Source organism: Streptomyces sp. NPDC048349, from assembly GCF_040651925.1.
Classification (GTDB): domain Bacteria; phylum Actinomycetota; class Actinomycetes; order Streptomycetales; family Streptomycetaceae; genus Streptomyces.
Window position 1 is genome coordinate 63,003 of sequence record NZ_JBEZLA010000008.1, and the last position, 13,011, is coordinate 76,013.

General features: G+C 72.4%; 9 protein-coding genes. 8 read left to right on the forward strand and 1 reads right to left on the reverse strand.

Going from position 1 to position 13,011, the window contains the following annotated elements; all coding sequences use genetic code 11:
* Positions 1–174 precede the first annotated feature (174 nt).
* The 8 genes from AB0D44_RS07110 (at position 175) to AB0D44_RS07145 (ending at position 9,912) form a co-directional block, all read left to right on the forward strand.
* Entirely contained in the window at positions 175–723 is a 549-nt protein-coding gene (locus tag AB0D44_RS07110; protein ID WP_362585609.1) for a rhodanese-like domain-containing protein, read from the forward strand.
* Positions 720–3,056, forward strand: a complete 2,337-nt coding sequence (locus tag AB0D44_RS07115) for an arylsulfatase (protein ID WP_362585612.1) — start codon at positions 720–722, stop codon at positions 3,054–3,056. The genes AB0D44_RS07110 and AB0D44_RS07115 overlap by 4 nt, the downstream gene beginning before the upstream one ends.
* A 94-nt stretch (positions 3,057–3,150) precedes the next feature.
* A complete protein-coding gene (locus AB0D44_RS07120) occupies positions 3,151–4,146 on the forward strand; it encodes an amino acid ABC transporter permease (protein WP_362585615.1) in 996 nt (331 codons plus the stop codon).
* Positions 4,143–4,928 (forward strand): amino acid ABC transporter ATP-binding protein, encoded by a 786-nt coding sequence (locus tag AB0D44_RS07125; RefSeq protein WP_362585618.1) that lies wholly within the window; start codon positions 4,143–4,145, stop codon positions 4,926–4,928. The genes AB0D44_RS07120 and AB0D44_RS07125 overlap by 4 nt, the downstream gene beginning before the upstream one ends.
* A 52-nt stretch (positions 4,929–4,980) precedes the next feature.
* Positions 4,981–6,006: an ABC transporter substrate-binding protein gene (locus tag AB0D44_RS07130; RefSeq protein WP_362585621.1), complete on the forward strand. Its 1,026-nt coding sequence runs from the start codon at positions 4,981–4,983 to the stop codon at positions 6,004–6,006.
* Positions 6,007–6,222: 216 nt separating this feature from the next.
* Positions 6,223–7,368 carry an LLM class flavin-dependent oxidoreductase gene (locus AB0D44_RS07135; protein WP_362585624.1) on the forward strand — a complete coding sequence of 382 codons (1,146 nt, stop codon included), beginning with the start codon at positions 6,223–6,225 and terminating at the stop codon, positions 7,366–7,368.
* A gap of 27 nt (positions 7,369–7,395) precedes the next feature.
* Entirely contained in the window at positions 7,396–8,781 is a 1,386-nt protein-coding gene (locus tag AB0D44_RS07140; protein WP_362585626.1) for an NtaA/DmoA family FMN-dependent monooxygenase, read from the forward strand.
* Positions 8,782–8,793: 12 nt separating this feature from the next.
* On the forward strand, positions 8,794–9,912 hold the full coding sequence (locus AB0D44_RS07145; RefSeq protein ID WP_362585629.1) for an LLM class flavin-dependent oxidoreductase: 1,119 nt from the start codon (positions 8,794–8,796) through the stop codon (positions 9,910–9,912).
* Between the two features lie 351 nt (positions 9,913–10,263).
* Here the strand turns inward: AB0D44_RS07145 and AB0D44_RS07150 are convergent, their stop codons facing one another.
* On the reverse strand, positions 10,264–13,002 hold the full coding sequence (locus AB0D44_RS07150; protein ID WP_362585632.1) for a fumarate reductase/succinate dehydrogenase flavoprotein subunit: 2,739 nt from the start codon (positions 13,000–13,002) through the stop codon (positions 10,264–10,266).
* Positions 13,003–13,011: the final 9 nt, after the last annotated feature.

The window sequence follows — 13,011 nt, forward strand, 5'->3', positions numbered from 1 at the left end:
CCCCTTGAGACCTCCGGGCGAGCCCCGGGTGTTGCCGCCGCATGGCGACCTCATGGCAGTCGTGCGGCCTCCCGTCTGGATGGCCCGCAAGTGTCTAACATCCCCGGCACGGCCTGGGCCCCATGGACCGCGCAGGCCGTGCCCGTTCCGACCCAGTCAAGGACCAGTTCCGCCATGAGCGTTTCCCCCACCCTCAGCGTCGGCGAAGCGAAGGCCCGCCTGCCGCAGCTGACCGTCGTTGACGTCCGGACCCCCGGCGAATTCGCCTCCGGTCATCTGCCGGACTCCGTCAACGTCCCCCTCGACCGGATCGAGCGGAGCCTGCCCGAGCTCCGGCAGGCCGCCGAGCAGGGCGCCCTGTTGCTGGTGTGCGCCTCCGGAGCCCGCTCCGGGAAGGCCGCGGCGGCCCTCGCCGCGCACGGGGTCCCCGCTGCGAGCCTCACCGGCGGCACCAGCGCCTGGACGGCCGCCGGCCACGGCCTGCATTCCCCGGACGGCCCGGGCCGGGCCGTGTGGGGGATGGAACGCCAGGTCCGCTTCACCGCGGGCGCCGTCGTGCTGCTCGGCCTGCTCCTCGGGCTGTTCGTGCACCCGCTCTTCCAGCTGCTGTCCGCGGCGATCGCCGCGGGCTTGGTGTTCTCCGCGCTCACCGACACCTGCGGTATGGCGGTGGTCCTCGGCCGACTGCCGTTCAACCGCCGCGGCAGTGAGGCCCGCCCGTGACCGAGCCGACCGGTACCCCGAACCGCCGCGACCCCTACGAGGGGTTCGCGGGCCACGTGGGCCACACCTTCGCCGAGTCCGAACCCGCCTGGCCGCCGCGGCGCACGCCCGGCGCCGGCGCCCCGAACATCGTCGTGGTCCTCGTCGACGACATGGGCTACAGCGACATCGGCCCCTTCGGCGCCGAGATCGCCACCCCCGTACTCGACGGGCTGGCCGCGAACGGCCTGCGGCTGGCCAACTACCACACGATGCCGCTGTGCTCGCCCGCCCGGGCGGCCCTGCTCACGGGCCTCAACCCGCACCGCGTCGGGTACGCGACGGTCGCCAACTCCGACCCCGGATTCCCCGGTTACGGCATGGAGATCGGCCAGGACGTCCCCACCCTCGCCGAGGTGCTGCACGACGCGGGATACGCCACCTACGCGGTCGGCAAATGGCACCTGACCCGCGACTCCGCCTCCAACGCCGCCGACGACCGGCGCAACTGGCCGCTGCAGAAGGGCTTCGACCGGTACTACGGCGTGCTGGAGGGCCTGACCAGCTTGTTCCACCCCCACCAACTGGTCCGCGACAACAGCCCACTCGACATCGACGAACTGCCCGACGGCTATTACTACACCGACGACATCACCGACGAGGCCATCGCCATGGTGAAGTCGCTGCGCGCGCACGACCCCGACAAGCCGTTCTTCCTCTACCTCGCGCACAACGCCGTCCACGGTCCGCTCCAGGCCAAGCCCGAGGACATCGAGCGGCAGCGCGGCCGCTACGACGGCGGCTGGGACGCGCTGCGCGGCACCCGCTTCGCCCGCCAGATCGCCGACGGCCTGTTCCCCGCAGGCACCGTTCTCCCCGACCGCAACGCCGAGGCCGGTTTCGACGTCGGCCCCTGGGAGGAGCTCACGCCCGGCCAGCGGCAACGCTACGCCCGCTACATGGAGGTGTACGCGGCGATGGTCGACAACATCGACCAGAACCTCGGGCGGCTCACCGACACCCTGCGTGCCCTCGGCGAACTCGACAACACCATCGTGCTGTTCACCTCCGACAACGGCGGCACCGGCGAGGGCGGGGCCGAGGGCACCCGCAGCTACTTCAGCCGCTTCGTCCACCAGCCCGTCCCCGACGACTGGGACCCGGACGTCGCACGGGACACCGAACTCATCGGCGGCCCGCGGAGCCTGGTGCACTACCCGCGCGGCTGGGGAATGGCCTCCAACACCCCGTTCCGGCTGTACAAGGGCCAGACCTACGCGGGCGGGGTGCGCGTCCCGTTCGTCATCTCCTGGCCGGACGGGCTGCGGCGCGGCGGTGACGACCCCGGCATCCGCCACCAGTACCAGTACGTCACGGACGTCACCCCCACCCTCCTGGACCTGGCGGGCGTACGGCGGCCCGAGCAGTGGCGTTCGCGCCCCGTGCAGGAGCTGGACGGGGTCAGCTTCACCCCGGTCCTGCGCGACGCCAGGACCCCGGGCGCGCACACCGAGCAGTACTGCGAGATGTCCGGGAACCGCAGCTACTACCGGGACGGCTGGAAGCTGGTCACCCTGCACCGGCCGGGCGCCCCGTACGACGACGGCGAATGGGCGCTGTACGACCTGACGACCGACCCGACCGAGACCACCGACGTCGCCGCCGACCACCCGGAGGTGGTGAAGGAGCTGGCCGCGGCCTGGGAAGCGGCGGCCTGGCGCAACGGCGTCTTCCCGCTCTCCGACGGCAGCGGGGCGCTCGTCCGGCGCCATCCCGCCGAGGAGCGGTTCCACCGCCCCCTCACGCTCCTGCCGGGCACCCCGGAGCTGGAGCGCTACCGGTCCTCCCGGCTGATCTCCTTCCGCTCCTTCGACGTCTCGGTCGAGCTCGACGAGCACGGCGCCGGCGACCAAGGCGTGCTGGTGTCGCACGGTGACCAGGGCGGCGGCTACAGCCTGTACGTCGAAGACGGGCGGCTGCGCTTCGCCTACAACGAGTACGGCAGGCTGCACGAGGCCGACGCCGGCCCGCTGCCCGCCGGACGACGGACCGTCACCCTGTCGGCCACCGCGTCGGCGGGCCTGCGCTGGGAGTTCCGGCTGCTGGTCGACGGAGTGCAGACGGGGCGACTGGCCGGCAGCGTGCACCAGCTCATCGGCATGGCCCCGCTCCAGGGCATCAGCGTGGGAGTGGACCGCAAGTCGCCGGTCTCCTGGCCGGTGTACGAGCGCCACCGGGGCTTCCGCTACACCGGCGGCCTGCGCTCCGTGACGTACACGCCCGGCGCGCAGGCGCCGTACGCCCCGGAGCTGGTGGCCCGCGCGCTGCGCGAGGCGGCCGCCGCATTCGAATGAACCGCTGTGCATTGTTTCCGGCAGAGGCGTTGTGTGTCCCGCCCGTGAATTCGCCGGTACAGCCGGCCGGATACCCGTTCCCGGAATTCCGAATATGACCGAGCCTGCGGGAGTGTCCTTGACCGAATCGATTCTCCTGACCGCGCCGTCCGGCCCTTCCGGACGGTCCGGTCCGCCCGCTCCGGCAGAGCGGGTCCTGCCGCTGCGGCGGCCCGGGCGGTGGGTCGCCACCGTCGTCGTGCTGGTGCTGGCCTCCCAGGCCGCGCACGGGCTGCTGACCAACCCCTTCTACCAGTGGGACCGGTTCGCGTACTGGGTCACCCGGCCGGTCATCCTGGACGGTCTGCTCGTCACGCTCCAGGTGGCCGCGTACAGCGCGGTCCTCGGGCTGGTGGGCGGCATCCTGCTGGCCCTCGGCAGGCTGTCGGCCAGCCCGGTACTGCGGACGGTGAGCTGGACGTACATCTGGCTGCTGCGCTCCGTGCCGCTGATCGTCGTCCTGCTCTTCCTCTACAACCTCAGCGCCCTGTACCCCACGCTGAGCCTCGGGGTGCCGTTCGGTCCGGCCCTGGTCACCTTCGACGAGTCGAAGCTGGCCACCGACATGGCCGTGGCGGTCGTGGGGCTGAGCCTGGTGGAAGCGGCGTACGCCGCGGAGGTGGTCCGGGCCGGGCTGCTCTCCGTGGACCAGGGCCAGCACGAGGCCGCCGCCGCGCTCGGACTGCCCAAGGGCTACCAGTTCGCCCGCATCGTGTTCCCGCAGGCCCTGCGCTCCATCGTGCCCAGCTACGTCAACCAGCTGATCGGGCTCGTCAAGGCCACCTCGCTGGTGTTCTACGTGTCACTGCTGGACCTGTTCGGCTCGGTGCAGAGCCTGGGCGCCACCTACCCCGGGGACGTGGTGCCGCTGCTGCTGGTCGCCACCGCCTGGTACGTGGCCTTGACCAGCGTCGTGTCCGCCGTGCAGTTCTACGTCGAGCGGTACTACGCGCGCGGGGCACAGCGGACCATGCCGCCCACCCCCCTGCAGCGGGCCCGGGCGGGCCTGCGCGAGCTGCGGGCCCGCTTCCGGAAGGAGACCGCGCGATGACCACCACTGCCACGACGGGTCCGCCCGCTGCCATCGAGGTGCACGACGTGCACAAGTGGTACGGCGACCGGCGGGTCCTGGACGGGGTGAGCCTGAACGTCCCGCCGGGCACGGTCACCGCGGTGATCGGCCGCTCCGGCTCCGGCAAGTCGACCCTGCTGCGGGTCGTCAACCACCTGGAGAAGCCAGAGGCCGGTCAGGTCAGCGTGGGCGGCGAGCTGGTCGGCGTACGGAGGCACGGGACCCGGCTCAAGGAGCTGAGCGAACGCGCGATCCTCGCCCAGCGCGCGCGGATCGGCTTCGTCTTCCAGAACTTCAACCTCTTCCCCCACCTCACCGTGCTCGACAACGTGGCCGCGGCGCCGGTGGCGACCGGACGGCTGCCGAGGCCTCAGGCCCGTGCGCTCGCCCGTGAACTGCTGGAACGGGTCGGTCTCGGCAGCCGGGCCGACGCCTACCCGCGGCAGCTCTCGGGCGGGCAGCAGCAGCGGGTGGCCATCGCCCGCGCGCTCGCGCTGCGGCCCGGCGTCATCCTCTTCGACGAGCCGACCTCCGCGCTCGACCCGGAACTGGTCGGCGAGGTGCTGGCCGTCATCAAGGACCTGGCCGGCGGCGGGACCACCCTTCTGATCGTCACGCACGAGATCGGCTTCGCCCGCGAAGTCGCCGACGAGATCGTCTTCCTGGACGACGGCCGGATCGTCGAGCAGGGCCCGCCCGAGCAGGTCCTGGACGACCCGGTCCACCCCCGGACGCGGGAGTACCTGAGCAAAGTGCTCTGACCGCCTGCCCCGCCCCGTACCCCCTGCCCCGCGAGTCGAAGGAACGTCACCGATGCACCACCTGAAACCACTGCGCAGAGCCCTCGCCACTGCGGCCGCCGCCGCGACCCTCGTCGCCGGGCTCACCGCCTGCGGCGGCAAGAGCGCAGCCACCGGAGCCGGCGGGACAGGTGCCCCGGCGGGCACCGTCACGGTCACCGTCGGCGTCCTGTCCAACGGCGCCGCGCAGCAGACCGACCTCACCGTCCCGGTCGAGGAGTCCCTCCGGGCGCAACTGCCCGAGGCCGTCCGTGAACGGGGGGAACTCGTCATCGGGGTGGGCGCGCTGCCCGCCGGGTTCCCGCCGCTGGCGTACGTCGGCACCGACCAGAAGACCCTGACCGGCGCGGAGCCGGACCTCGGACGGCTGGTGGCCGCAACGCTCGGGCTGAAGCCGGTGGTGAAGAACTCCACCTGGGAGAACCTGTTCGTCGGCATCGACAGCGGCAAGGTCGACGTGGCCTTCACCAACGTCACCGTCACCGAGGAGCGGAAGAAGAAGTACGAGTTCGCCTCGTACCGGCAGGACAACCTGGCCTTCGAGGTGCTGAAGGACAACCCCTGGAACTTCGGGGGTGACTACCGCAACCTCGCGGGCAAGACGGTCGCGGTCGCCCGGGGCACCAACCAGGAGAAGATCCTCCTGGAGTGGCAGGCGAGACTGCGGTCCGAGGGCAAGGACATCGACGTCAAGTACTTCCCGGACAGCAACAGCACCTACCTGGCGCTCAGCGGCAAGAAGATCGACATCACCTTCGTGCCGAACCCGTCCAGCGCCTACCACATCACCCAGACCGCCAACAGCGCCGCGCCGACCCGGAACGCGGGTCAGTTCTCCGGCGCGGGGGAGACCCTCCAGGGGCTGATCGCGGCGACCGCCAAGAAGGACAGCGGGCTGGCCGAGCCCGTCGCGGCCACGATCAACCACCTGATCCAGAACGGGCAGTACGCGAAGCTGCTGGCGGCCTGGAACCTGTCCGAGGAGGCCGTGAAGACCTCCGCGGTCAATCCGCCCGGCCTGCCCCTGACCAACTCCTGAGCCACCGATGCCACCCCCACGTCCTGGACAATCCCGCCTTGGCCTCGCGGTCCGGACACCGGGCAACAAGGCTGCCAAATTCCCTTAACGCTGCGGTCATTGTGCCGCTGTTCCGTACGGCATAGCGTTTTTTCGAGGCGGTCCGGAAAATTTCCGAAACCGTTTCCCCGACTGCCCCGTCCTTTCTCTCCTTCACCACGGTCGATCAGAAAGGCGTTGTTCGACGTGTCCGAACTGCACCTCGCCGTCGCGCTCGACGGCGCCGGCTGGCACCCGGCTGCCTGGCGGGAGCCGGGCGCCCGGCCCGCTGAACTGTTCACGGCCCGGTACTGGGCCGACGTCGTCGCCGAGGCGGAGGCCGGGCTGCTGGACTTCGTCACCTTCGAGGACGGTCTGGCCCTCCAGTCGTCCGCGGCGGCGGAACCCGACGCGCGCACGGACCGGGTGCGCGGGCGGCTGGACGCGGTGCTGACCGCCGCCAGGATCGCGCCGCTGACCCGGCACATCGGTCTGGTCCCGAGCGTGACGGCCGCGCACACCGAGCCCTTCCACATCTCGAAGGCGATCGCCACGCTCGATTACGTCAGCCGGGGCCGGGCGGGCCTGCACGTACAGACTTCGGGACTGCCGTACGAGGCACGGCACTTCGGGCGCCGCGAGTTCCCCGCGCCGGTGGGCGAGCTGGCCGAGGAGGCCGCCGACCACGTGGAGGTGGTGCGCCGGCTGTGGGACAGCTGGGAGGACGACGCGGAGATCCGGGACGTGGCCACCGGCCGGTTCGTCGACCGCGACAAGCTGCACTACATCAACTTCGAGGGACCGCACTTCAGCGTCCGGGGGCCGTCGATCACCCCGCGTCCTCCGCAGGGCCAGCCCCTGGTCACGGCCCTGGCCGGTACGACAGCCCCCCGGACCGGTCTGGTCGACCTCGTGTACGTCACCCCGCGCGACCTGGACGAGGCACGGGCCGCGGCCGCCGTGCTGCCCCCGCCGCCCGGCCCCCGGCACGTCTTCGCCGACCTCACCGTGTTCCTGGACGAGGACGGCCCGGCGGCCGCCGCCCGCCGCGACCGGCTCGACCGGGTCGCAGGCGCCCCGGCCCCCACCGACGCCGCCACGTTCGACGGGACCCCCGCCGAGCTCGCGGACCTGCTTCAGGAGTGGCGGGAGACGGGCCTGACCGGTTTCCGGCTGCGTCCCGGTGTCATCGCCCACGACCTGCCCGCCATCACCCGCCGGCTGGTGCCCGAGCTCCAGCGGCGCGGCGTGTTCCGCAGTACGTACGAGGCATCCTCGCTGCGCGGGCTGCTGGGCCTGGAACGCCCCGCCAACCGCTACGCCGCCGCAGCCCTCACGGCCTGACCTCGGATCCGGAACCGGAAGGACACCATGAGCACCAAGCCGCTCAAGCAGATCCATCTCGCGGCCCACTTCCCCGGGGTCAACAACACCACGGTGTGGAGCGACCCCGCGGCCGGCAGCCACATCGAGTTCGACTCCTTCGTCCGCTTCGCGCAGACCGCCGAACGCGCCAAGTTCGACTTCCTCTTCCTCGCCGAAGGGCTCCGCCTGCGCGAACAAGGCGGCAAGATATACGACTTGGACGTGGTCGGCAGGCCGGACACCTTCACCGTGCTCGCCGCGCTGGCCGCCGTCACCGAGCACCTCGGCCTGACCGGCACCATCAACTCCACCTTCAACGAGCCCTACGAAGTGGCCCGCCAGTTCGCCTCCCTGGACCACCTTTCCGAGGGCCGGGCCGCCTGGAACGTGGTCACCTCCTGGGACGCCTTCACCGGGGAGAACTTCCGCCGCGGCGGATTCCTGCCCCGTGAGGACCGCTACACCCGGGCCCAGGAGTTCCTGGCCACCGCGACCGAGCTGTTCGACTCCTGGGACGGCACCGAGGTCACCGCCGACCCCGTCTCCGGCACCTTCCTGCGCGACGCACGCGCCGGGGCCTTCGCCCACCAGGGCCGCCACTTCGACATCGAGGGCCGCTTCAACGTGCCGCGCAGCCCCCAGGGCCGTCCGGTGGTCTTCCAGGCCGGCGACTCGGACGAAGGCCGCGAGTTCGCCGCCGCATCCGCCGACGCCATCTTCGGCCGGTACGCAACCCTGGAGGAAGGCCGGGAGTTCTACGCCGACGTCAAGGGACGCCTGCCCCGGTACGGCCGCCGCCCGGATGACCTGCTGATCCTGCCGGCCGCCACGTTCGCCCTGGCCGACACAGACGCCCAGGCCCGCGAACTCGCCCACGAGGTACGGCGCTCCCAGGTCAGCGGGGCCACCGCGATCAAGTACCTGGAACACGTCTGGAACCGCGACCTGTCCGACTACGACCCGGACGGACCGCTCCCGGACGTCGACCCCGAACCCGGCGAGAACACCATCGCCCTCGGCCGCGCGAGCGTACGGCAGTTCCGCGACCCGCTGGCCACCGCGCGTCAGTGGCGCGAGCTCGCCGAGGCCAAGAACCTCTCCATCCGCGAGCTGGTGATCGCCACCACCGCCAAGCAGACCTTCGTCGGCTCTCCCGCGACCGTCGCCGAGTCCATCAACAGCCTGGTGCAGGCGGACGCCGCGGACGGCTTCATCCTGGTCCCCCACATCACCCCGGACGGACTGGAGGGCTTCGCCGACACCGTCGTCCCCCTCCTTCAGGAACGCGGCGTCTTCCGCAGCGAGTACACCGGCACCACCCTGCGCGACCACCTCGGACTCGACGTGCCGGCGGTCCGGCGGATCCCCGATCCCCCCTTCGCCGATCTGTAAGGAGACCCGGCCATGTCCGGCATCCCGCTCGGGGTCCTCGACCTCATCCCGATCCCCTCCGGCTCCACCGCCGCCGACGCCCTGCACAACAGCATCGATCTGGCCCGGCAGACGGAACGACTCGGCTACGCCCGCTACTGGTTCGCCGAGCACCACCTCAATCCCGGTGTCGCCGGGACCTCCCCGGCGGTGGTGCTGGCCCTGACCGCCTCCGCCACCTCCACGATCCGGATCGGCTCCGGGGCCGTACAGCTCGGGCACCGCACGGCGCTGTCCACGGTCGAGGAGTTCGGCCTGATCGACGCCCTGCACCCGGGCCGCCTCGACTTGGGCCTGGGCCGCTCGGCGGGCCGGCCTCCGCAGCGGGCCGGGGAGGCGGAGCCCTTCGTCGGACACACCCCGAACGGGCTGCGCATCCCGGAGCGCTTCTCCTTCGCGCACGTGGCGGGCCATCCCCGGTTCGTGCTCCAGCAGAAACTGCTGAACCTGCCCGGTGCCCAGCCGCAGGACTACGGCGAGCAGGTTGACGACGTCCTCGCGCTGCTGCGCGGCGAGTACCGGTCCGACGAGGGCATCGAGGCGCACGCCGTCCCCGGCGAGGGGGCCGACGTACAGGTGTGGATCCTGGGCAGCAGCGGCGGCCAGAGCGCCGAGACGGCCGGCCGCAACGGCCTGCGGTTCGCCGCGAACTACCACGTGAGCCCGGCGAGCGTGCTGGAGGCGGCCGAGGGCTACCGGGCCGCGTTCAAACCCTCCGCCGAACTGGACCGCCCGTACGTCACCGTGTCCGCCGACGTGGTCGTGGCCGAGGACGACGCCACGGCCCGCGAACTGGCCGCCGGATACGCGCCCTGGGTACGCAGCATCCGCACGGCCGAAGGCGCCATCCCCTTCCCGTCCCCGGCAGAGGCGCGGGCGCTGACAGGCCCCTGGACGGACGCAGACCGGAAGGTGGTGGCCGACCGGGTGGAGACGCAGTTCGTCGGCTCGCCGCGGACCGTCGCCGATCACCTCGAACGGCTCCAGGAGGCCACTCGTGCCGACGAGCTGCTGATCACCACGATCACGCACGACCACGCCGACAGGGTCCGCTCCTACCGCCTCCTCGCCGAGGAATGGCGCCGCCGCTGACGTGCCAGCCGGGCCGCGCGGGGCGACGTTCCCCTCCCCCCTGGCCTGGCCTGGCCGTCCCCGACCCGCTGCCTGGCCTGGCCGTCCTCGACCCGCTGCGACCACGTCTTGCCGCGCTGTCTTCCACGACCTCCGCAACGCTCTGCGGGTGCCTGAGGGCCGTTCGCCCCGGGGTCGGCGCGGCGGACGGGGCGAGGAGATGCCGGTCTCGAGCGGCCGGGGCTGGGCGGTGCCGTGGCTGCGACCACCGCCCGGCCCGGAGCGCATCGGCGCGCAGTCCGGTGCCGATGAGGACCAGCTCCTGGCACCGGGCGGTGTCCGGTCTGCGGGCCCCCAAGGCTCGAATGATGGTCAGGAGGCCGCTCGGGACGCGTAGGCGCGGATGTCGGCGTCGGGGTCGGTGGTGGCCGCGGCGAGGGCGGTGCGGGCTTCGGGGACGGCGCGGTGGGAGAGGAGGGAGAGGACGGCGGCCTTGCGGACGTCCGCGTTCGGATCGGCCAAGGTCTTGGCGAGGGCGGGGACCGCCTCGGCGGACAGGGCCGAGCGCAGGGCGGTTGCGGCGCCGGCCCGGACCTGCCATGCGGGGTCGGCGAGTGCCGCCGCGGCCCGTGCGGCGTACGCGGGCGGGCATCCCGTTGCGGCCAGGGCGCCCAGGGCGGCGGCCCGGACCAGTGGGTCGGGATCGTCCAGGAGGGGGTCGAGGGGGTCCGGCGCCGGAGCGTGTACGGCCGCGAGGCCACGGGCCACCGCGACCCGGACCTCACGGGCCGGGTCCGTGGCGGCCACCGCCAGTTCCGCCGCCGCGTCCACCGAGACCAAGGCGCGGACGGCGGTGGCGCGGACCTCGATGTCGGCGTCGCAGAGCGCGGCGGCGTACACCCCGGCGTCGCCCAGCCGCAGCGTCCGCAGCACGTCGAGGGCGGCGGTCCGGACGACCGGGTCGGTGCTTTCCAGCGCCGCCCGCAGCCCGTGCCCCAGCTCTGCTTCGGCGGGCAGTACTTCCACCAGCTCGCGCAGCGCTGCCGCCGCGGCGGCCCGGACCCGGGGTGCGGTGTCCCGCAGGCACGTGGCGAGCGCGGGCCCGGTGCCGGTCGGCACGGTCTCGCCGAGGGCGGCCACGGCCGCTGCGCGCACCGCGGGATCGGCGTCCGCCAGGTAGGGACGGAGCGCGTCCAGGTCGGGGGACTCCTCGGCGAGGGAGAGGAGGCGGAGAAGGGCAGGGCTGGGCGCGGACACCTCCGGAGCCTCGGTCGGCGTCCCCGCCGGTACCGGCGGGCGGGCGGCGGGCGCGGCGTCCCGCGGGCCGGCCGTGGCCACGGGCACCAGCGTGACCTCGCCCAGTCGGCGCTCCGGCCCCGCTTCCGGGGTGAACTCCGGCACCGGGACCGCGTACGGTTCGACGGGTCGCGCGGTGAACTCCATGGCCCCGGACGGCGACTTGCGCAGGTCGAGGTGGTGCAGCCAGTCGGCGTCGTCGCGCGCGGGGTGGTCCAGCCGCTCGTGGTACAGGCCCCAGCGGGACTCGGTGCGGGCCAGCGAGGACCGGGCGGCCATCTCCGCGCAGTCCCGGATGAAGCTCACCTCGGCGCACCGCATCAGCTCGTGCGCCGTCAGCGCCCCCATCCCGGCGATCTCCTCGGACATGCGGGTGAACGCCTCCACCGCCAGGGACAGCTTCGCGCCCGTCTTCGGCGGTGCGACGTAATCGTTGACGAACCGCCGGAGTTTGTACTCCACCTGCGGCTGCGGCGGCCCGTCCGGATGGCGCAGCGGCCGGTAGACGAGCTCGTGGGCGGCGGCCAGCTGGGTCTGCGGCAGTTCCCCCTCGTACGTTCGGTACTGTGCGGCGTCCTCGCCGGCCAGGTCGCCGAAGACGAACGCGCCGATCATGTAGTTGTGCGGCACGCAGGCCAGGTCACCGGCTGCGTACAGCCGGGGCACCGTGGTGCGGGCGTGTGCGTCCACCCGTACGCCGGAGGCGGAGTGCCCGCCGCACAGCCCGATCTCCGAGATGTGCATCTCGATGTCGTGGGTGCGGTAGTCGTGGCCGCGGCCCTCGTGGAAGGTGCCGCGGGTCGGCCGCTCCGTGGTGTGCAGGATCGATTCGACGGAGGCGATGGTCTCCTCGGGCAGGTGGCTGAGCTTGAGGTACACCGGGCCCCGGTCGGAGGCGAGTTCCTCCGCGAACTCGGCCATCATCTGCCCCGACCAGTAGTCCGACTCCACGAACCGCTCGCCGTGCCGGTTGACCTGGTAGCCGCCGAACGGGTTCGCGACGTACGCGCAGGCGGGCCCGTTGTAGTCCTTGATCAGCGGGTTGATCTGGAAGCACTCGATCCCGGTGAGCGCGGCACCCGCGTGGTAGGCCATGGCGTAGCCGTCGCCCGCGTTCGTGGGGTTCTCGTACGTCCCGTACAGGTACCCGGATGCGGGCAGCCCGAGCCGGCCGCACGCACCGGTGGCGAGGATCACCGCGCCCGCCCGGACGGTCACGAACTCCCCGGTGCGGGTGTTGAAGCCGGCCGCGCCGATCGCCCGGCCGTCGTCCGGGTGGGTGAGCACCCTCACCGGCATGACCCGGTTCTCGATCCGGATCCGTTCGCGCATCTCGCGTCGTCGCAGCTGCCGGTAGAGGACCTTCTTGACGTCCTTGCCCTCCGGCATCGGCAGCACGTACGAGCCCGACCGGTGGACCTGGCGGACCGCGTACTCGCCGTGCTCGTCCTTCTCGAACTTCACCCCGTACGACTCCAGGCGCTGGACCATGGCGAAGCCGCGGGTCGCGGTCTGCCGGACCGTGGACTGGTCCACGATGCCGTCGTTGGCGCGGGTGATCTCGGCGACGTAGTCGTCGGGTTCGGCCCGGCCCGGGATGATCGCGTTGTTGACGCCGTCCATGCCCATGGCCAGCGCGCCGGAGTGCCGTACGTGGGCCTTTTCCAGCAGCAGCACCTGTGCACCGCGTCCGGCCGCGGTCAGTGCGGCCATGGTGCCGGCGGTTCCGCCGCCGATGACGAGGACGTCGCAGGAGAGTTCCGTCGCGTCGGCGAGGGCGGGGATGGCCAGGGGGGCGTCCACCAGGGTGTCCACGGGGTGCCT